We start from the raw sequence: 20,397 nt of genomic DNA on the forward strand, positions 1-20,397 counted from the left end.
ACAAACCGCCACCAGACTTGGTGGCGGTTTCGTTTCAGTCTTGGCTCTTCTGGCTATCTAATCGGTGGCTACTCCAAGGGCTTTCAACACCGACCGTATCCGCCGCAAACGCTTCACGCTCCCCCAGCGGCCGCGGCTCCCCAACCGTTGTATCGTTAACGGTTTGTCGTTCCATTTCGCAATTGACTTCGGCTCCTAACAGCACCACAAACGCTGAAAGCCAAAACCACAGCATGAGCGCCACAACCGCGCCCAGAGAGCCATACAAGTCACTAAAAGTAGAAAAGTAACGAACATAAAGCGACAACCCACCTGACCCCAATAACCACATAGCGGTCGCTAGTAGCGTTCCGAAGCTTAACCAGCGCCAATGGGCAGAACGCCGATACGGTGCAAAGCGATAAAGCAGCGCAATCAGCATGCTCATCAACACCAGCAGTGCAGGCCAACGTAACCACTGCACTATTCTGTCCAGCGGGGGCTCAATCGCCAATACATTGACCACCATCGGCACAACAGCGATAAAGCCAAGCGACACTAATGTCATAACAATCAGGCCAAAGGTCAGCGCCACAAGCACAACCAAGCGAGGTACCAGAGGGCGCTTTTCCTGCTCGCCATACACAGCATTTAGGCCACCCACCAGCACAGAAACGCCTTTAGAAGCGATATACATTGCCGTTAACAACCCTGCCAGCGCTGCCATTATGCTGCCCGATTCAGCGCTTTCGACGACCTCCTGAGCCTGCTGATCGATCAGGTTAGCTGCATCCGGTGGCATAAAGCGGCTAATCTCGTGAAGCTGCCGTCCAGCTTCGACGGGGTCGAATAGCAGCCCCCACAGGGAGATCACCGCTGCTATCGTTGGAAACAGTGCCAGTAATGCATAGAATGCCACGCCCGCTGCATACATAGTGACCTTATCTCGGCGGGCAGCGCGAACTGAGCGCCAAATGATATCGAGCCATCCCCAGCGAGGAATATCGTTAGGTGTTGTGGCGTGTCGACCTCGTGTCTGGGCGCTCTTGTGCCTTTTCTGGCTCATCGCAACCCCTCCCACATCAGCAAAAACGCCAGCACCACGGCTAATGCCATCATTAAGCCGCTACCATGACGACGCATCCAGCCTTCACCAGGCAGCCATCTCTGCAGCTGCCCCATCAGCGCTTTTTCAAACGCCAGCGAACGAGCAAGACTGGCTATTTTTAATCGCTCACAGGTGTGGGCAATAAAGCGCACACTTTGTAACCCACGCACAACAAGAGCGCTATATGTCCACCATAAATCTCCGGCGGGGGGAGCTGTCAATCGAACGCTGCGCAGTAAATAAGCGCTGACAGCGACGACGCCTACTCCTACTGGAAAGGGCCAAACAATACCCAGCCACTCTTCCATGGGCGGAGCCATCATGCTGGTATCAGGCAGTGGCAGCCATATAGGAGTAATAAGCGCTGCGATCAAAGCTACCAGCCATGCCCCCCACTGAAAGGCATTGCCGCCTTCTGACTGACGCTGCTGCCACTGACGCCATACACAAACAGTGATCAACGCAGCCGTCCCTATCGCGGCCAATGTCAGCAGCATAATCAGTTGCTCATGCTGGCTCTCATAAAGCGCACTTTTAACCCCCCACTTACTGAGCAAACCTGCCGCCAGAGCTCCCGTCAGCGACACTCCTGGCAGGGCAATTAACGCAAACAGCAGTGGCTGCGGCCAACGAGGCATGTGCTCACTGATACTGGTGCCCATAAAGAGCGCGCCCTTCGCCAGTGCATGATGGGCTGCAAACAACACCACGCCAGGCAACAGCAGTGGCCACACGTCGGGAGCGGCTAGCCCAGTAGCAACCATCGCAGTGAGCATGCCCATTTGGCTGATACTTGAGTACGCCAGCACCGCCTTGGGATGACGCTGCCAGACGCCGTACAACGCCGCTCCAAACGCAGCGGCGAGTCCCGCCACTAGCATGACATTGCCAAGTTGAGTCAGTGCGGGTGACAGCCCTTCAACTCCCAGCGGAAGGACATTAATCCACCCTAGCAATCCAGCTTTGATCATCGCACCGCTGAGTACTGCACTGGCAGGCGCAGGTGCCACTGGATGTGCCAACGGCAGCCACACATGCAGGCCAATCACACCCGCTTTAACGCCAAACCCCAGCCATAGCAAAAGCGCCATCATGGCACCCTGCTCAGCACCGGCTATCCCTTCACGTACGCCCTCTAGGGTCAGTGTCTCTGCGGTGCCAGCCGCCCAAAGCAGGCCACCGAGGATTAAGCCTTCACCAATAACCGCTAAGATTAAGTACGCTCTTGCGCCCAGCCGCGCGTCATCACTTCCGCTATGCACAACTAAGGCGTAAGCGGCAAATGTCATCAGTGCAAAACCCAGGTAAAAACTGGCAATATCTTGAGCAATGATCAGCAGCACATTGCCGAAAAACGTTAATGGCCAAAGGAGTGCCAAACGCTGCAGGCGACGCTGGGCATCGTTATCTCCCACTTGGGCGTTAGCCTGCTCTGCAACAAAATACCCTCGGGCATGTACTGCCGCTAAGCTCCATAGGAAAGCGGTAAATGCTAGCCATGGTCGACTCAGGGCGTTCAACTCCCAGTAACCGCCCAGCATCCAGGCATCTATTGACCACTGAGCTTCACCGCCGTAGGCCAACAGTAAGGCGGGCCACGAAGCGCTTATCCATAGCAGCGAAAAGTGGTGTCGGTTTGCCGCGGGCGTTCGATACGCATGCCAGATGGCGCTTCCTGCCACACATAGCGGCCAAAGCAACGCCGCCAGCAAAAGTAGCGTGATCATGGCAGGTACTCCCCGACCGCAACACGGGTGGCCCAATCTAATGGGCTAAACGGCAATCCCGCCAGCAGTCCTGCCCCAATGCTTACCAAAGCAGTAAACACCGCAGGCCATAATAACCAGCCGTGGGTTTCCAAACGCCCAAGCCGCTGCTCTTTCGGCCACGCCCCCTTTCCATGGGCAGGGCCTTCACGGAACCACAAGCGATGCACAATGGGAAGGAAGTAAACAGCATTCAAGGTACTGCTCGCCACTAGGACAGCCACCACCCAGTACATCTCTGCCTGGATAGCACCAACTCCCAAATACCACTTAGTAATGAAGCCAGCAATGGGAGGTAAGCCAATCATGCCCAACGCGCCAACGGTGAATGCCAAGCTGGTAAGCGGCATGCGTTTACCAGCACCATCCATTTCGTCAATACGATGGATCCCTAACTCTTCAGCGTAGTTACCCGCACAAAAGAACAAGGTGACTTTCATGAACCCCTGGTGGAGCAAATGAGCAAGCGCGCCAATAGTGCCAAAAGGACCAAATAGACTCACGCCAAGCACCACGTATGAGACCTGACTGATCGTAGAAAATGCCAGTCGTGGTTTGAGCTCTTGTTGCGCAATCGCCCTTAGCGAGCCGTAAATAATCGTAATAGAAGCCGCTACGGCCAGCCATGTAGTAACGCCAAGTTGCACGCTCAACTCAATGCCATACAGATCATAAATAACACGCAGGATACCGAAAGCCCCGGCTTTCACTACAGCAACAGCATGTAGCAGCGCGCTCACTGGCGCAGGGGCTACCATTGCCCTTGGCAACCAACCATGCAGTGGCACCATTGCCGCCTTAACGGCCAGCCCCCCAACTAAGAGCACAAATATCAGCGTCAACAGGCCACGGTGATCATTGAGATAGGGTGACAACCCTTCCTCAGAAGCGAACGAATAATCGTTTGTCAGGCTGTAAAGCAGCACAACACCGAGTAATAAAACAACACCGGCGGTTAGCGTGTAACGCAGATAAACCCGACCCGCCGCTAAGGCTTTGGCAGTACCTGAATGAACCACCAACGGGTAGGTTGAAAGCGTCAGCATTTCGTAGAAAATCAGGAACGTAAACAGGTTACCTGCTAACGCAATACCCAGGGTGCTGGCCACGCACAGGCTAAAGAAACCAAAAAAGCGCTTACGGTTCGCCGCCCCTTCCAAATAGCCAATGGCATAGATGGTGGTACATAGCCACAGCAGCGAGGACAGCCCGGCAAACATTACCCCTAACGCATCTGCCCGCAGCACGAACTCGACACCGCCAACAATTTGAAAGCTAAAGGTATCTTCATACCCCTGAGAAACACGCACTACCATCAGGGCCACTAAGATAATTTTACTGACGGCGGCCAGCAGGTTAATGCTAGTACGTAACCGCCGGGCCTCTTCAGGCAGGAGAAAAATCACTGCCGCTGCCAACAGCGAGGTCGCCAATGTCGTCAACGGTAGCCAAGCCGCATTCATACGCCACCTCCTTGTATGAGCGCCAGTGGTAGGTGAGCCAATAAACCAAGCGCAAATGCCGCCAAGGCTAAACAGAGGGCGATAATATCCATACCTGGCGCAAGCGGCTGGTACTGGTGGCGAGGAGCGGTTTCATCAAAGGAGTAGCGGAACACGCGAAATACATAGGCCGCGGTTAGCAGAGTCCCCGCTAGCAGCGCGGCTACGGCAACCCACTGCTGGGATATCACCAACGCCTGTAGCAACAGCCATTTCGCCGTAAAACCGGCACTTGGTGGTAGCCCCATCAGCGTAACCGCGGCAATACCGAAAATTAACAGTGACAACGGTAAACGACGACTGGTACCCGAAAGGCCTCTCAACGAGCTTTCGCCAGTCGCAATAATAAGGTTCCCTGCTGCCATAAACATGGCGGCCTTGGCTAACGAGTGCCCCATTAAATGCAGCCAAAACCCTTCCCAAGCCAACGCTTCAGCAAGCGGCGTAATACTCGGCCCAAGCAACAAAGGGAACGCAACCATCAAGTAGCCTAGCTGACCTACCGTGGAAGAAGCCACCAGGGTTTTAAGCGAGTCGGCGCGCCAGGCAATCAAACCACCCCAAACAATCGCCAGCATGCCTAACCACGCCACAAAGCGTGGGGCTAACAGGGTGCCTGGAAGCAAGATGCTCCACAGCATAAGTAAAATAAACAGCGAGGCTTTAATCACTAACGCCGCATGCAATGCGCTCACCGGTGTCCAGGCATTCTCATGCACGGGAGTCAGCCACCCATGCAGCGGAAAAAGCGCCGCCTTAAGCGCCAGACCAGCACCTATTAGCGCTGCCGCCACCCACGTGACAGGACCCGGCTCGACTACCTCAGCCAGCGCCTGAAGGCCAAGCGCCCCCCAATAACCTAGTAATAGCGCCACCCCAAGCAAATAAGCAAGGGAGCCTACTAGCGCCAGCAATAAATAGCGTATCCCCGCTTTGAGTGCGGCTGGCTTACCTGACAGTAGCAGCATGCCCACGGCAGCAAGCCCCATCAGTTCAAGGGCAGCGTAAAGTGTTAGCAAATCTGCCGCCAACCAAATCAGCGAAAGTGAACTGATTAACACACCCATTAGCGGCCAAAGCCATCGCGCGCGCTTGCCTGGGTGAGTGATACGTAGATGACCAGGTGTATAGAGGGCCGCGGCGGCCCCCACCCACTGAGTAATCATTAGCATCAAGCCACTTAGGCCGTTAAAGCGCAGGGATATCTCTACGCCTGCCACTTGCCACTGCCAGCGCAGTAGGCCCGCCTGCTGGTAATCAAACACCAGCAACGCCCCTGCCAACAAAATTGGCAAACACGCCAAGGCAACAGGAAAGAGCCGCCGTGGCGCACATCGCGCACCTAACAGGCCAGCGAGTATTGGCAGCACCAGCGTTGCTGCGAGCGCCCAGTGAGTATACCAAAGCGGGTCAAATGTACTTTCGTGCAAGCCAAAGCGCTCTATCATTGCGCCTGCCCCGCAGCATCGTTTTCATCTTCTAGCGCGGAGACTCCCTCTAATATAACCAGGTGGCGAATGAGCATCACCCCTAACAGGGTTCCTAGCCAGGCAATCGTCAGCCCCACACTAATAAGCGCCTGGGCACCAGACACGGTTCCTGCCATTCCTGCAAGCAGGATAAAAACACCTGACCCCAGGATATTAAACGCCAACAGACGGCGCAGCAGATGGCGATGGAGCGCAAACGCCCCCATCGCTGTCGCCGCTATCACAATGGAAGCCAGTATTAAGGGATGCCCAGCAAACGAGTACGCCATTTCAGGCATTACATAGTGGATGGCTACCCCAATCATGGCGCACCAGGCCAGTGCTAACAGCCCACGAGTAAGACGATGGGACAAAACATGCTGGGAGCCATCGACATGAGGTGCCGCCATCGCGGCTGAAGGAAAAGCTCGCAATGCATAAAAAAAGCTGCCTCCAGTGAGCACCATGCCCAGCACCAACTCAGTTAGCGCTAGCCAAGGTGCCGACAAGTACCACCAGGAGACACTCATCAGCAAAGCAAATAGCACAAAAAGCGCACTTGCCCGCAGTAGATGACGATCGAACAAACAGGCAAACGCCACGACTACCAAGCCAAGAGCTAACCCGCTTTGTATAACGTCAAAAGAAGCAATCATGTGCCTTCGCTTATCAGTTGTATCCGCTCTCAAGCCATTTGTGATAAGGCGTTACGCTAACCGCTCACTCAACCACTTCCCGATATCATTCACCTGCTGAGGGCAAAGCGCATGGGCCATGGGATACTGGCGGTAATTAACGTTGTAATCCATCTCTTTTAGGCGCTCGACACCGCTACGACCCAAGGCTTCAGGCACGATGGGGTCAAAGTTGCCATGATGTACTTCGATAACTAGTTGGCGGTTGGCATCGGCTAACTCGATATTGTCGGCCGTCGCAAAATACGTCGACATCGCCAACAACCCGCCTAGCGGCTGCGGGAACGAGAGCGCTGCCTGGTAAGCAACCGCACCACCTTGGGAAAAACCCGCGACAATAATGCGCTGGCTATCAATCCCCTGGTCTAGCTGCTCCTGAATCAGTGACTGAAGGCGTTCGGCAGACTTTTTGAGCTGCGTTTCATCCACCCGCCGCCCCAAATCCATGGCAAGGATGTCGTACCAAGCGGGCATTACCATGCCGCCATTGATGGTGACAGGCAAGCGTGGCGCATGGGGCATAATAAAGCGTACATGGGCATCTTTGGGCAGCGTGAGTGCAGGCACTAACGGCTCAAAATCGTGCCCGTCGGCTCCCAACCCGTGCATAATAAACACGCACGCATCGGCGGGTTGACCATTTTGGGGTTCAATAATCAGTTCGCCTGGGGCTGTCATAGGCTCTTTCCTTGCTGACGTTAAAAGCGCCACCCTAGCGCAAAGCGGCGCGTTCGGCGAGTCATTTGCCTGCTTAAAAAGGCCAAACCTGCGGAATAAGCGCTAGCGCAATGGCTCCCGTTAGTAGGTTTAAGCCGCCACCAACGCGCAGAAAATCGCTGATTCGGTAGCCCCCAGGGCCATGCACCATCAGATTCGTTTGGTAGCCAATCGGGGTTAAAAAACTTGCCGAGGCAGCAAACATAACGGCCACTACATAAGGCATTGGGCTCACACCCAGGCTTTCCGCAGCCGCCATCACGATAGGAAAAATAATCACCGCGGCAGCATTATTGGTCACTAACTCAGTGAGTATTGCCACCACACAGTAAGTAACTATCAATAGTAGCAGTGGGTTACCGGCAACTAACGATAGTGCGCTACCCGCTAACACATCCGCCGCGCCCGACGTTTGCAACGCTGCCCCCACGCCAAATGACGCGGCAATCGTCAGCAACACCTGAGTATCCAACCCTCGCTTGGCGGCACCCACCGTGCAGCAGCCGGTTAGCAACGCCATTGCCGCCCCCAACATAGCGGCATTGAGCATACTTAATACCCCAAACGCGGCTAATAAGACGGCTCCCAGCAGAATCCCCCAGGCCAGTGGTGCTTTTTCATGCACGGGCCGCGCGGAACCATTCAGCTCACTGATGAGCAAAAAGTCTTTCGATTGACGATGGCGCTCAATAAACGGCGGACGCGCTTCTAACAACAACACGTCAGCGGGCTGCAAACGCACTTGTCCCAAGTTTCCGGTTACCCGCTCGCCGCCGCGACAAATGGCTAACACGGCAGCGCCATAAAGAGTTCTAAAGCGCCCATCACGGATCCGCTTGCCGATAAATTGACACTGATCGGACACGACCGCCTCTACCAACCGACGCTCTTTAAACTCTTTTTCCAAACTAGAAGACGCATCACGGGAGGGAATCAGACCACGAATTTGCTGTAATTCGACGGCAGCATCAGAGGTGCCCACGAACACTAACCGATCCCCTGCCTTTAGCTGCTCGCCCGGCCCCACTACGCTAACAACGTTTCCGGCGCGCTCAATTTCAACTAAAAAAAGCTCTTGAAGGTGGCGTAAACCAGCCTCCTCAACAGTACGATCAACGAGCACGCCAGAAGGATCGACTTCCATTTCGATGGTGAACTCACGCGGATTAGCAAATGCTTTTGACATACCTTCTCGCGAGGGCAGCAAACGCGGCCCCACAAAGATAAGGTAAACAAGCCCCGCCACCGCCACAGGGATCCCTACCCAGGCCAAGTCAAATAGCCCCATAGAAAGGTTAGGGTAGCGCTCTACTAACAGGCCATGCACGACTAGGTTGGTGCTAGTGCCAAACAAGGTAATCGTGCCGCCTAGAATGGAGGCAAAGCTGAGCGGCATTAAAAGCCGTTGCGGGGAAAGCTGCAACCGTCGGCTCCAGCTCATCACTGCAGGAATATAGGTCGCCACCACAGGGGTATTATTCAGAAAGCCACTAAGTGATGCCACCGGCAACAGCAGCCGCACAAGCGCCCCCCGCTCCCCTTTAGGCCGGCCCAGGACATAGCGAATAATCAGATCAATCCCGCCGGTTTCGCGAATGCTGGCAACCAGCACGTACATAAACGCCACGGTGAACAAGCCGCTATTTGAAAAACCACCCAGCGCCTGCTGTGGGTCGATCACGCCCAACGTCATTAACACCACTACCGCCCCGAGCAAAATAATATCTGGCCCCAGGCGTGACAGTGCCATTAATGGGAAAATAGTCAGCACTACCCCAATCGCGATCCAAGCATCCAGCGACATATCCCACATCCCTAACGAAAAAATCTTGGGGACATTGTGCCGCCTCATCGATATTCTAAAAAGTTATTTTTAGAAACACAGTAAGATCAAAAAAGAATATAGGAGTGAAAAAGAATACTCGTTGAAATAGAAACGAAAAAACCCCGCTTGCGCGGGGTTTTTAGCATATTAGCGTTAAACGCTAACAGCGAACATCTTGAGTTCTAATTAAAGAACTTTGATGTTAGAAGCCTGAAGGCCTTTTTTACCCTGAGTGACGTCGAAGGAAACCTTCTGGCCGTCTTGCAGAGTTTTGAAGCCGTCAGCTTGAATTTCAGAGAAATGCGCGAACAGGTCGTCGCCATTGTCGTCTGGAGAAATGAAGCCGAAGCCTTTAGTGTCGTTAAACCACTTAACGGTACCAGTTGCCATGATCGAAATCCTCGATTAAGCGAATTATAAAGCCGGGGTAATACCCGAATTGCAGTGGGTAGAACAAGAAACTTTCACCAGACTCAACGCTTGGGCGTTTCGATACTGCTGACAACGTTCGACTTGCTAACCAACTGCTTCTAGCATGCGCTGAACTTAGCCGCACGTCAACACTATACTTTAAAAAAATGTCAAAGTGATGAATTCTCTTCCGAAATCCATCTCGCGGCTTTCTCAGCAATCATTAGCGTCGGCGAGTTGGTGTTACCACTGGTGATGGTGGGCATGATACTGGCATCTACCACTCGTAAACCGGTCACTCCCCTGACACACAGCTTGGAATCCACCACCGCCATTGGGTCATCGTCGCGGCCCATTTTGGTAGTGCCTACTGGGTGAAAAATCGTTGTGCCAATATCACCCGCCAGTTTCGCCAGCTCATCGTCGCTCTGATATTCAAGCCCTGGCTTGAACTCTTCCGGCTGGTATTTAGCAAACGCCTGCTGCTCGGCAATGCGCCGTGTAACCCGCAGTGAGTCCGCCGCCACTTTGCGGTCTTCTTCAGTGCTTAGATAGTTGGGCTCAATGGCAGGCGCAGTTTGTGGGTCGCGGTTTTTGATCTGTACCCGCCCACGGCTGGTGGGGTTAAGATTACAGACGCTGGCGGTAATCGCCGGGAAGTTATGCAGCGGCTGGCCAAACGCATCCAGACTTAATGGCTGTACGTGGTACTCGATGTTGGCGTGTTGGTACTCATCAGAGCTGCGGGTAAAGATACATAGCTGGGATGGCGCCATGCTCATCGGGCCTGAACGTTTAAGCACATACTCCAAACCAATCTTAGCCTTACCCAACAGAGTATTGGCCATAGTGTTAAGCGTTTTTGCCCCTTTCACCTTATAAACGGAACGAATTTGCAGGTGATCCTGCAGATTCTCACCCACCCCAGGAAGAGCTGCTACTACATCAATACCATGGCGCTGCAGCAGCTCGGGGGCACCGATACCGGAGAGCTGCAGAATCTGGGGAGAACCGATGGCGCCTGCACTCAACACCACTTCTTTCTTGGCCGCCACCTTGAGCGTTTTGCCTTCACGCAGCAGCTCTGCGCCTACGCAGCGCGGTTTTCCTTCTTGCTGTTCAAATAGCAGCCGGTTGACGTGGGTAGAGTGCCATAGGGTGAGGTTGGAGCGCTCTTTGATAGGACGCAAAAACGCTTTAGAGGTATTCCAGCGCCAGCCTTTGCGCTGGTTGACCTCGAAGTAGTTAACACCTTCATTATCGCCGCGATTGAAATCTTCGGTGCGCGGAATGCCTGCTTGCACCGCTGCTGCAGCGAAATCATCCAGCACTTCCCAGCTCAGGCGCTGCTTTTCAATCCGCCATTCGCCGCCGTGGCCGTGATAACGGCGGTGCTCAGCATCGCCGTCACCGCCTTCGTCTAGCCGGTGGTGGTCTTCGTGCTTCATGAAATCTGGCAGGCAGTTATCCCAGCGCCAGGCATCATCACCGGTCAGTTCAGCCCAGTGGTCGTAATCACGGGCCTGGCCGCGCAGGTAGAGCATGCCGTTGATGCTTGAACAGCCGCCCAGGGTTTTGCCACGCGGGTAAATCAACGAACGACCATTGAGCCCTTTATCGGGCTCAGTGCGAAACAGCCAGTCGGTACGCGGGTTATTAATGCAATAGAGATAGCCCACGGGAATATGAATCCAGTGGTAGTTATCCGGCCCGCCCGCTTCAATCAATAGCACCTTATTATTTGGGTTAGCGCTTAGTCGATTGGCCAGCAGGCACCCAGCGGTGCCTGCGCCAATCACGATATAGTCGAAATTATTATTAGCAGGGTGTGACATGAACGGGCTCCCGTAACGTAGCGGCGTTACTTAGCCGTAGGCATCACGAACTCGGCACCTGCATCGATGGAGTCTGACCAGCGCTGCATGATGGATTTCTGCTTGGTATAGAAGCGCACACCCTCTTCACCATAGGCATGCATATCGCCGAACAGAGAGCGCTTCCAACCGCCAAAACCGTGCCATGCCATAGGTACCGGAATGGGTACATTGATGCCGACCATGCCCACTTGAATACGGCGGCCAAATTCGCGGGCTACGTTACCGCTTTCGGTAAAGCAGCTAACTCCATTGCCAAACTCATGGTCGTTGATCAGCTCAATTGCCGTGGCAATATCTGGTACCCGCACGCATACCAGCACCGGGCCAAAGATCTCTTCCTTATAAATAGTCATCTCAGGCGTGACGTGATCAAACAGAGTGCCGCCCATCCAGAAGCCCTCGGCACAGCCATCGCCGGTTTTTGTGCTGTCGAACTCACGACCATCCACCACCAGTTGCGCGCCTTCTTCTACGCCCTTGTTGATATAGCCAGTAATGCGCTCATGAGCCTGACGGGTGACGATCGGGCCCATTTCCGCATCCAGCTGCATGCCATCCTTCACTTTCAGCGTCTTGGCACGCTCAGCCAATTTAGCTACCACACCATCCGCCACATCGCCAACCAGCACCGCCACGCTAATCGCCATGCAGCGCTCGCCCGCCGAGCCGTAAGCAGCGCCAATCAGGGCATCTACGGCTTTATCGAGGTTGGCATCCGGCATTACCACCATATGGTTTTTGGCGCCGCCCAGCGCCTGCACGCGCTTGCCATGACGAGCCCCCCGCTCATAGATCAGGTTGGCAATCGGCGTAGAACCTACAAACGACAGAGCTTTAACATCTGGATGGTCAATCAGCGCTTCAACGCTATCTTTATCGCCCTGCACGACGTTAAACACGCCATCGGGAAGACCTGCCTGCTTCAGCAAATCGGCCATCATCAGCGAGGCGCTGGGGTCAAGCGGACTAGGCTTAAGGACAAAGGTATTACCTGCAGCAATCGCCACCGGAAACATCCACATCGGCACCATAACGGGGAAGTTGAACGGCGTGATGCCAGCCACCACGCCCAGCGGCTGACGCATGGTCCAGTTATCAATACCGGTACTGACCTGTTCGGTGTAATCCCCTTTTAAAAGCTGCGGAATACCGCAGGCAAACTCGACGATATCTATGCCCCTGGCCACCTCCCCCTGAGCATCGGTGAACACTTTGCCGTGCTCCTTAGTGATCGCCTCGGCCAGCTCATCCTTGTGGGCATTCAGCAGTTCCAGAAAACGGAACATCACCCTTGCACGACGGATCGGCGGCGTATCCGCCCAGGCGTTAAACGCCGCTTGAGCTGCCGCAACGGCGGTATCGACATCTTGGGAGCTGGCTAAAACAACCTGGCCGGTCACCTCACCAGTGGCAGGGTTGAAAACATCCTGCGTTTGAGCATTTTCACCCGCAGTAACCTGACCGTTAATGTAATGTGCAATGGATGAAGTCATGGCGCCCTCTTATAAGATTTATTTAACCTTCAGCAACAAAATGTCGCTTTATAGGTAGATTATCCCAGTGAACGTCACAATCAATTGAGTTATTCAAAAGCTAGATATAAGGTTTACTAATATCACTAAATAAAGGAATGCCATGGATGATTTAGGCAGCCTGCGCGCCTTTGTGGCGGTGGCGCGTACTGGCAGCGTGTCTCGTGCGGCCCAGCAACTTCATCTAACGCAACCGGCGGTCAGCCTGAAGCTCAAGCAGCTGCAGGAGCAGCTGGGGCTTGGGCTGTTTCAGCGCCGCCCCCAGGGGTTGGCTCTCACCGCCGATGGCATGGCATTGTTGCCTACTGCCGAGCAGGCACTCACCAGCGTCAGGGCCTTCTTCCAAACTGCCACTGCGCTTCACACCACGGTGCGCGGGCAGTTGAAAATCGGCACGATTGTTGATCCGGAATTTATTCGCCTGGGGGATTTTTTACGCCGTCTAATGGCACGCGCCCCACAGCTGGAAACTGAACTGCACCATGGCATGAGCGGTAGCGTGCTAGGCCATGTGGAACGCGGTGATCTGGATGTAGGGTTTTATCTCGCCCCTCCGAGGGAAGGCACCGGCCATCAGCACCCGATGCTTGCCCACCGCGAACTGACTCAATTTGACTATCATGTCGTTGCGCCGCCGGGCTGGGAAGCACGCCTGACGGATACTCGCTGGGAAGCGCTGGCGTGTTTACCCTGGATTGTTACCCCAACCGACTCTGTGCATCACCGCTTGTTAGGACAGGTCATGAATGACCATGGCATTCAACCCAACCGGGTCGCTCAGGTAGATCAGGAAGCGTGCATGCTCGACTTAGTCAGGGCAGGGGTTGGATTGAGCTTGGCAAGGGATGCTCTGGCCATGACAGAACGACAAGAAAGTGGTCTATGCGTCGCCCAGAATATACGTTTGCCGTGCGCCCTGAGCTTTATCTGGAATCGTGAACGCCAAGGCGAGCCCGCCATTGAAACCGCACTGAACACCCTTGACGACGTCTGGATGACACGCACTTTTTAGAGCCTTTAACAGGGCTTATTGAGGCGTTTTTTCATATACCGAGGAACTGGCGCGCACAAATATCGTCAAAGGTTTGTATATCTTTTATTTCACTGGAGCGGCCATGTCTTTTGCCTATACCTTCCTTGCAGGGCATTTTGCAGCACGTCGACCGCTAATGGTTTTTACAGCGTTTATCGGTGCCTTGTCTGCCTCTTCTCTTGCGGCCAGTGAACACAGCAGCAATGTAGCAACGTTTGCAGGTGGCTGCTTTTGGTGTATGGAACCTCCGTACGACCGTCAAGCTGGCGTCATTTCCACTCGATCTGGTTATACAGGGGGCGAACGTGAGAATCCTACCTACCAAGAGATTGGTCGTGGCGATACGGGGCACGCCCAAGCCGTTGAGGTGATCTTTGACCCTGACAACATCAGCTACGAGCAGCTTCTAGAGATTTTTTGGTACAACGTGGATCCCTTTGCGGTTGATCAACAGTTTTGCGATGTAGGTACACAGTACCGATCAGCAATTTTTTATCACGACGAAGAGCAGCGTGCGCTTGCCGAAGCCACTAAAGCTGAAATAGAGCAACGTTTTGACCGCGAAGTTGCGACGCAAATCATGCCCGCCAGCGTGTTCTGGGAAGCCGAGGAGTACCACCAAGCCTACTACCAGAAAAACCCGCTGCGCTACCGCTTTTACCGCTACAACTGCGGCCGTGATAACCGTTTAGAAGAGGTATGGGGTGAGCAAGCGGGTGGTCCTACTTTCTAATAACGCAGGTTATCGCTAGTGATTAAGCAGTGTTCTGAGAAGGCTATCAAAAGCGACTATTGTTCAAGCACGCCTGCGCCGCTGCCACAGTTTCAGAACTAACACCACGACTACCCAGGTCACAAGTGCCGCGACAACATCGTCTAACACAATGCCAACGCCACCTTGCACGTATTCCGCCAAGTGAATCGGGGGCGGTTTTACGGCATCAAAAAAACGAAATATCGCAAATGCCAGTGCCATTACCAGCGGATGACGTGCAGCCTGCAAACCGATGACCGCAAGTGGAAAGGCTAGATACTCATCAGCAACGATACTGCCATGATCGCCTCCACCTAATTGCAGTGAGGCGTAGTGGCAAACCGGCACAGCCAGCGCCAATAGTGCTGCTATAATGGCACCTTGATGAGCAAGCGGCCGTCCCACAAGCCACCACGCCAGCGGTATCCCGAGCAAAGAACCAAAGGTGCCTGGTGCAACAGGTGCCAGCCCCAGTCCGAAGCCTGTGGCCAGCCATAAGTTTAGCGTTTCGAGCATTAACCTGCCTGCTGTGCCTGGCGCTCAAGTTCACGGGCGACCTCAGCTGGGATATTCAGCGCGCTTGCCAACTGATCTAACCACGCCCGCTCCATAGGGTTTTGGTCATCGGTCACTGCGACACTGATAAGATACATTTCCCTGGCGGCCTGGGGCGAATCCGCCTGATCAGCAAGGGCTTGGGCATCTAACGGCGCGTTAAGCTGTTGCTGAACCCAATTATGCAGCTCTTGGTCGGCACCTAGTGCATCAATTTGCTCAGTAATCAGCGCCCGCTCTTGCTCATCAATATGGCCATCGGCACGAGCGGCCATAATCATCGCCTGCAGAAGTTCAAGACTGCGCTGCTCCTGCATTTCGCCGCTTAGTGCTTCTACCTGTTCGCCTTCGAATGAGCTCTGAGTTGCCCCCTGCTGAGCCGTGTCATTTTTGGCTGCCTGAGAGTTTTGCCACGCTTGCCAAGCCAGCTTGCCCACGCCCGCAATAGCGGCATACTTAAGCGCATTGCCTCCGGTACTGCGACCACGTTGAGAGCCCAAGAGCATTCCCATTGCGCCGCCGCCGAGTAAGCTTGTCATGTCCAGACCACCACCACGACTGGCGTTTTGGTTGCTATGTCGGCTCTGGTTTCCTCCCATGCCCAACTGTCGGGCCAAACCACCCAGCATCCCTTTTACATCTAGGCCACCGCTCTGTGGGCGTTGCTGTTGACGGCTATTGTGCTGTCCCGTTTGCGCACCGCCGCTAGATGCTTGCTGCATAAGCTGCTGGAGAATGTTGCTTGCGTTCATCCTTGTACTCCCAAGTAATTTAACAGGCGACGTATTAATATACGTCACTCCACAAAGCGCATGTCGAGGCAGCACTCAACGCTGCTGGACACTGTTATATTAACGCGCCTTTCACGTCTACCGAACTTCCTTGACGGCTGGCTCGTACTTCAACACGGACCGGCATTTGCTCTTTGAGTTCGCTAACATGGGAGATAATCCCAATCATACGTCCGCCCATTTGCAGCTCGCTGAGCATGGCAATGGCTTGATCTAATGCATCCTGATCCAGGCTGCCAAAGCCTTCATCAATAAATAGCGCATCCAGCTGAATGCCACCCGCGTAGGCCTGTACCACGTCGGAAAGCCCCAATGCCAGCGCCAAGGCCGCCATAAACGACTCACCACCAGAGAGCGTCGCTACTGAACGGCTCTTGCCAGTGTAAGTGTCGGCCACGTCCAGCTCCAATCCTGACGCTTTATTGCCTTTTGAAGGATCTTCGCGGCGCACCAACTGATAGCGCCCGCGGCTCATACGCACCAGCCTTTCAGACGCTTGAATCAGTACGTCGTCCAACAGCACTCCTAGCACAAACCGCTGCAAGCTAATGCGATTACCAGTGCGTCCATTGGCCACCTCGCTGAGCGTTCCCCACACCCGATACTGGGCTTCAAGTTCGGCCTGGGCCGTGTGAGCGGCGGTCAGTTTTTGACGAACACCCTGCAGGGTTTTTAACCGCCCATCCTGCGCACGCCACGCCTCTAGCTGGGTATGCTCCTCTGCTTGAGCGGCTTCTGTCAGAGTGGTGAGTGCGGCGAGATCTGGCGGCGTTTTTTCGGCAAGCTGAGTGTGGTAATTGTGTAGCGCGCCTTCAAGCTCTGCTAGGCGGCGCTGATACGCCTCTATTTGGCGTGCCAGGTCTTGCCGTTGGTTATCTTCTAGCTGAGCAGCCTGAAAGGCAGCTTCACTTTCAAACGAACTGGCTTGTAGTGCCGTTTGCCACTCAGACTGCGCTTGTTCAAGCGCTTGCTGGCTACGCTCTACTCGCTGATTCGCGCCACGCAGCTGCTCTTCTGACCGCGCCTGCTGGGTTTGGTTAGCTGAGAGCACCTGCTGAGCACACTCCCAGGCTTGCTCAAGCTCAGCAATCTGGCTGTCTAGCTCCGTGAGCGTTTGGCGCATGGTCAACGGGTTGCGGGCATCCTCTGGCAGCGATTGACTTAATTGATCGCGCTGGCTCTCTACTCGTAGCGCTTCCTCTTTAGCCTTTTCAACCATAGGCCGCTGGGCTTTGAGTTGTTTATCCAGCGTGCCCCAACCACTGCGTAGCTCGTCACGGGCACTGTTTTGCTGGTGAATCTCACCCTCGACATTTTTTTGACGCTCGACTTGGCGGCGTAATTGTTCACATGCCTGTTGTAACGCAGCCTGCGGCTGGTTGGCCCACTCGCCTAGCTGTTGACTAAGGCGCTGCCTCTGCTCGGCGTTGTAACGAATCTGTTGTGCTAACTGTTGATCCTGACGCTCGGCGGTTTCTAATGCGTGGCGGGCCTGTTCCTCGGCTGAGCGGGCTGTTTCCACCTGGGTTTGGGTAACGATGTCAGTATGTTTAACCGCCGGAGCTGGGTGCTCAAGGCTGCCACACACTGGGCAAGGTGCGTCCTCTTCAAGGGTGAGCGCTAGCAGTGCGGCTTGCCCTTGGTGCCAGCGCATCTCTTGCTCAGTCGCGTGCCGCCTAGCCTGCTCCGCTTCTCTGCGTCGGTGGTTGAGAGCCTCCGCAGCCTGTTGTTGCTGAGCAGTGAGCTCACGCCCCTGCCGAGTCAGATCATCCAACTCTTGTCGCTGAGCTAGCAGGCTCTCATGGCGACTTAGCTCTGCGGAGGCGCTGGCCAGCTGCTGCCCCTCCGCTTGCAGGCGCTCAAGATTAAGGCTTATCACTTCACCTTGTTGGCGAATGCTGTCTAACTGCGCCTCATCGCGCTTTAGGGTGGCATCGGCTTGCTGCCAAGCGACCTGGGCCGTTTGCAAGCGCGCTTCAAGCTCGCTTAACTGCTGGCCTTTGTGGATAAACTCGCCCAACTGACGATGGCGTTCACGTAGTGCGGGCAGTTCGGCTTGGCGCTGACGCGCCGTTTCAAATGCACGCTGTGCTTGTTCAGTATTGGTACGCTGGGTAGTTAGCGCGGCAGTTGCCTGCTGCTGCTCTGCTTGAGCGGTACTCAGCGCCTGTTGCGCTTGGACTAACGCAGTGCTGTGAGGCCGCAGCGCTCGGGCGTGGTCACTTTGGGTCAAGCGGTTCTGAGAGGCCGTTATTTGCGCCTGCTGCTCAAGGTGGCGTGCTTTCTCCGTGGCAAGGCTGTCCCGCGCTTCAAATTGGCGCTGTAGCGTTAGGGCTTCATCTCGCCGCTGTTCAGCGCTGCGGCGCTGCTGCTGAGCGGCTTCAAAACGCTGGCGCGCCTGCCCTACTTGCGGCGTTAGCGCCGCTAACTCTTGCGCTAACGCCGCTTCGCTTTCCAGCTCACCACCGGCTAAAATGCCACTGATATGTTGGCGATGATCATTCACCGCTCGTTCAATTTGATTTGCCTGGGTACGCAGACGCTCTTCAATGCGCTGAAAAATCTGGGTTTGAAACAGCTGAGAAAAAATTTTCTCGCGATCCTTCGACTCTGCTAGCAGCAGTTCGCGAAACTTCCCTTGGGGGAGCACCATGACTTGGCGAAACTGGTTAGCATCCAGGCCTATTAATGCATGCAGTTGGCTGTTGGCATCAGTGACCTTACGCGCCACCAGACATTCATCCTCTTCACCTTCCGGAGTCAGCCGCCACAGCTGGGCTTCAGCACTTTGTGTGGTAGTGCCTTCGCCAGTCGCCTTGGGGCGCTCCTGCTGAGGCACCCGACGCACTCGATAAGCTCCCTCGCGCAGGCGAAAATCCAAGCTGACCTCAGTTAGTAAGGTATCGGCGGCCTGGTCGCAACGCATTTGCCCAGCATCGCGGTCATTACCGGTGGTTTGGCCATAAAGCGCAAAGCAGATAGCATCTAATATCGAGCTTTTTCCGGCACCCGTGGGGCCGTTAATCAGAAACAGTGGGCTTTTGCCCAGCGCAGTAAAATCGATTGTTTCTTTGCCTGCAAAGGGGCCGAACGCCTGCATGGTGAGCGCTAACGGCGTCATGGCTGGCTCTCCTGCTCACGACTTAGGGCAGTGATAAGCTCACGCATAGCGGTGGCCTGCTCATCACTCATGGTGTCTCCACTGGTTTGGGTAAAGAAATCGCTAAACATGTCCAACGCGCTGAACTGCAGCCGCTCGCGATCTAGCTGCTGACGCCCTCGCGCTTCCAGCATGCCAGGCTTCTCTAAATGCAGCACATTGGGGTAGACCTCGCGCAGCTTGCCCATGGGGTCAAGAATCGCGTGGCGGTCGGTCAGCCGTACTAACAGGTAGTCATCAGCCTGGGCATCAGCTCTGCCTTGTACTAACAGCTCGGCCAGTTCGCCTTCCAACACACGTACCTCTCGGCGCGGTATCAACGGGCGGTGTTCGATCTGGTTCACCCCCTCTGGGCCAATATCCACCAGCGTGACGCCTTTGCGCTGGTTAGCCTCTGAGAAGCTGTATTTAAGCAGCGAGCCGCTGTAGCGAATATGTTCACCGCCGCGATATTGCGGGCCATGAAGGTGGCCTAAGGCGACATAGTCAAACGGCTGCATCGGCTCCCAAGCAACACTTTCCGCGCCTCCTAAGGTTAACGGGCGTTCTGAATCACTGGCACTGCCACCATCCACAAAGCAGTGGCTCATCAGTACGGTGGGACGGCCAACTTGGCGCTGGGTGTTGATACGTTCGACTAAGTAGCGGTGAGCACCATCAAAGTCGCGTACATCCACCGAAAACTGGCTGCGCACATACTCTGGGTCAGCGTAAGGAATACCGAACACATCCACGTCTGCCCCGTTAATCGACAGTGTCACGGGGTGATCGCAGGCGGATAGATCAGACAGAATATGCAGCCCTGCTTGGCGCAGGTGGCGCGCACCGAAGCCAAGGCGCTCAGCGCCGTCGTGGTTGCCAGAAATCATAATCACCGGCAAACCACGCTTTTCACACAACTCACCAAGCACGTCATCTAATAGCGTGACGGCGGCGGCTGGAGGCACCGAACGGTCATAGATATCACCAGCAATCAGCACAGCATCCACCGCATCGCGGTCAACAATCTCCAGCAGCTGATTCAGCACATGGCGTTGGTCTTCAAGCAGCGAGAGATTGTGAAACAGCCGCCCTAAGTGCCAATCGGCGGTATGAAGTAGTCGCATGGCAGGCTCAACGCAAAAAATATGACCTATCATAGCAATCCACCTTCCAAACTGTCTTTCACCCTTCCGCAAAAAGCCCCGCACATGGCGGGGCTTAGAGAAGGGGTGCTGGCTGAG

Annotated in this window: 16 protein-coding genes; 2 read left to right on the forward strand and 14 right to left on the reverse strand. The window is 54.8% G+C overall.

The annotated features are described in order from the left end of the window. Positions 1-34: 34 nt before the first annotated feature. The 10 genes from HZS79_RS10185 to HZS79_RS10230 all read right to left on the reverse strand — a co-directional run bounded on the left by HZS79_RS10185 (position 35) and on the right by HZS79_RS10230 (position 12,842). Complete coding sequence (locus HZS79_RS10185; protein ID WP_179927800.1) at positions 35-1,045, reverse strand: YihY/virulence factor BrkB family protein; 1,011 nt, start codon at positions 1,043-1,045, stop codon at positions 35-37. Further along, positions 1,042-2,814 (reverse strand): complex I subunit 5 family protein, encoded by a 1,773-nt coding sequence (locus tag HZS79_RS10190; protein WP_179927801.1) that lies wholly within the window; start codon positions 2,812-2,814, stop codon positions 1,042-1,044. The genes HZS79_RS10185 and HZS79_RS10190 overlap by 4 nt, the downstream gene beginning before the upstream one ends. After that, positions 2,811-4,316 carry a complex I subunit 5 family protein gene (locus HZS79_RS10195; protein WP_162218693.1) on the reverse strand — a complete coding sequence of 502 codons (1,506 nt, stop codon included), beginning with the start codon at positions 4,314-4,316 and terminating at the stop codon, positions 2,811-2,813. Before HZS79_RS10195 ends, HZS79_RS10190 begins: the two co-directional genes overlap by 4 nt. Further along, positions 4,313-5,803: a complex I subunit 5 family protein gene (locus HZS79_RS10200; protein ID WP_179927802.1), complete on the reverse strand. Its 1,491-nt coding sequence runs from the start codon at positions 5,801-5,803 to the stop codon at positions 4,313-4,315. Before HZS79_RS10200 ends, HZS79_RS10195 begins: the two co-directional genes overlap by 4 nt. Beyond that, positions 5,800-6,480, reverse strand: coding sequence for a DUF4040 domain-containing protein (locus tag HZS79_RS10205; protein WP_179927803.1), 681 nt, complete (start codon positions 6,478-6,480; stop codon positions 5,800-5,802). Before HZS79_RS10205 ends, HZS79_RS10200 begins: the two co-directional genes overlap by 4 nt. 51 nt (positions 6,481-6,531) lie before the next feature. Further along, positions 6,532-7,197, reverse strand: coding sequence for an alpha/beta hydrolase (locus HZS79_RS10210; protein WP_179927804.1), 666 nt, complete (start codon positions 7,195-7,197; stop codon positions 6,532-6,534). A gap of 73 nt (positions 7,198-7,270) precedes the next feature. Beyond that, a complete protein-coding gene (locus HZS79_RS10215; RefSeq protein ID WP_179927805.1) occupies positions 7,271-9,040 on the reverse strand; it encodes an SLC13 family permease in 1,770 nt (589 codons plus the stop codon). Between the two features lie 207 nt (positions 9,041-9,247). Further along, positions 9,248-9,451, reverse strand: a complete 204-nt coding sequence (locus HZS79_RS10220) for a cold-shock protein (protein ID WP_009101184.1) — start codon at positions 9,449-9,451, stop codon at positions 9,248-9,250. A 191-nt stretch (positions 9,452-9,642) separates the two neighbouring features. Then, positions 9,643-11,307, reverse strand: a complete 1,665-nt coding sequence (locus tag HZS79_RS10225; protein WP_162218698.1) for a GMC family oxidoreductase — start codon at positions 11,305-11,307, stop codon at positions 9,643-9,645. A gap of 26 nt (positions 11,308-11,333) precedes the next feature. After that, a complete protein-coding gene (locus HZS79_RS10230; RefSeq protein ID WP_162218699.1) occupies positions 11,334-12,842 on the reverse strand; it encodes a CoA-acylating methylmalonate-semialdehyde dehydrogenase in 1,509 nt (502 codons plus the stop codon). Positions 12,843-12,984: 142 nt separating this feature from the next. Here HZS79_RS10230 and HZS79_RS10235 point away from each other — a divergent pair, with 142 nt between their 5' ends. Continuing rightward, the gene (locus tag HZS79_RS10235; protein ID WP_162218700.1) at positions 12,985-13,893 is read left to right on the forward strand and encodes a LysR family transcriptional regulator; all 909 of its coding nucleotides are present in this window, start codon (positions 12,985-12,987) and stop codon (positions 13,891-13,893) included. A 103-nt stretch (positions 13,894-13,996) separates the two neighbouring features. Beyond that, on the forward strand, positions 13,997-14,647 hold the full coding sequence (gene msrA / locus HZS79_RS10240) for a peptide-methionine (S)-S-oxide reductase MsrA (RefSeq protein ID WP_371829569.1): 651 nt from the start codon (positions 13,997-13,999) through the stop codon (positions 14,645-14,647). A 63-nt stretch (positions 14,648-14,710) separates the two neighbouring features. Here msrA and HZS79_RS10245 read toward each other — a convergent pair whose 3' ends face one another. The 4 genes from HZS79_RS10245 to HZS79_RS10260 form a co-directional block, all read right to left on the reverse strand. Next, complete coding sequence (locus HZS79_RS10245) at positions 14,711-15,184, reverse strand: phosphatidylglycerophosphatase A family protein (RefSeq protein WP_162218701.1); 474 nt, start codon at positions 15,182-15,184, stop codon at positions 14,711-14,713. After that, positions 15,184-15,975, reverse strand: coding sequence for a tellurite resistance TerB family protein (locus tag HZS79_RS10250; protein ID WP_179927806.1), 792 nt, complete (start codon positions 15,973-15,975; stop codon positions 15,184-15,186). Before HZS79_RS10250 ends, HZS79_RS10245 begins: the two co-directional genes overlap by 1 nt. A gap of 94 nt (positions 15,976-16,069) precedes the next feature. Then, entirely contained in the window at positions 16,070-19,135 is a 3,066-nt protein-coding gene (locus tag HZS79_RS10255; protein WP_179927807.1) for an AAA family ATPase, read from the reverse strand. Continuing rightward, the gene (locus tag HZS79_RS10260; protein ID WP_179927808.1) at positions 19,132-20,280 is read right to left on the reverse strand and encodes an exonuclease SbcCD subunit D; all 1,149 of its coding nucleotides are present in this window, start codon (positions 20,278-20,280) and stop codon (positions 19,132-19,134) included. Before HZS79_RS10260 ends, HZS79_RS10255 begins: the two co-directional genes overlap by 4 nt. Positions 20,281-20,397: the final 117 nt, after the last annotated feature.

Origin of the sequence: Vreelandella zhaodongensis, assembly GCF_013415115.1 — a bacterium.
GTDB classification, from domain to species: Bacteria; Pseudomonadota; Gammaproteobacteria; order Pseudomonadales; family Halomonadaceae; genus Vreelandella; species Vreelandella zhaodongensis.

Coding starts and splice junctions, on each gene's coding strand:
- HZS79_RS10185 (WP_179927800.1), bottom strand. CDS start 1,045: ATGAGCCAGAAAAGGCACAAGAGCGCCCAGACACGAGGTCGACACGCC.
- HZS79_RS10190 (WP_179927801.1), bottom strand. CDS start 2,814: ATGATCACGCTACTTTTGCTGGCGGCGTTGCTTTGGCCGCTATGTGTG.
- HZS79_RS10195 (WP_162218693.1), bottom strand. CDS start 4,316: ATGAATGCGGCTTGGCTACCGTTGACGACATTGGCGACCTCGCTGTTG.
- HZS79_RS10200 (WP_179927802.1), bottom strand. CDS start 5,803: ATGATAGAGCGCTTTGGCTTGCACGAAAGTACATTTGACCCGCTTTGG.
- HZS79_RS10205 (WP_179927803.1), bottom strand. CDS start 6,480: ATGATTGCTTCTTTTGACGTTATACAAAGCGGGTTAGCTCTTGGCTTG.
- HZS79_RS10210 (WP_179927804.1), bottom strand. CDS start 7,197: ATGACAGCCCCAGGCGAACTGATTATTGAACCCCAAAATGGTCAACCC.
- HZS79_RS10215 (WP_179927805.1), bottom strand. CDS start 9,040: ATGTCGCTGGATGCTTGGATCGCGATTGGGGTAGTGCTGACTATTTTC.
- HZS79_RS10220 (WP_009101184.1), bottom strand. CDS start 9,451: ATGGCAACTGGTACCGTTAAGTGGTTTAACGACACTAAAGGCTTCGGC.
- HZS79_RS10225 (WP_162218698.1), bottom strand. CDS start 11,307: ATGTCACACCCTGCTAATAATAATTTCGACTATATCGTGATTGGCGCA.
- HZS79_RS10230 (WP_162218699.1), bottom strand. CDS start 12,842: ATGACTTCATCCATTGCACATTACATTAACGGTCAGGTTACTGCGGGT.
- HZS79_RS10235 (WP_162218700.1), top strand. CDS start 12,985: ATGGATGATTTAGGCAGCCTGCGCGCCTTTGTGGCGGTGGCGCGTACT.
- msrA (WP_371829569.1), top strand. CDS start 13,997: ATGTCTTTTGCCTATACCTTCCTTGCAGGGCATTTTGCAGCACGTCGA.
- HZS79_RS10245 (WP_162218701.1), bottom strand. CDS start 15,184: ATGCTCGAAACGCTAAACTTATGGCTGGCCACAGGCTTCGGACTGGGG.
- HZS79_RS10250 (WP_179927806.1), bottom strand. CDS start 15,975: ATGAACGCAAGCAACATTCTCCAGCAGCTTATGCAGCAAGCATCTAGC.
- HZS79_RS10255 (WP_179927807.1), bottom strand. CDS start 19,135: ATGACGCCGTTAGCGCTCACCATGCAGGCGTTCGGCCCCTTTGCAGGC.
- HZS79_RS10260 (WP_179927808.1), bottom strand. CDS start 20,280: ATGCGACTACTTCATACCGCCGATTGGCACTTAGGGCGGCTGTTTCAC.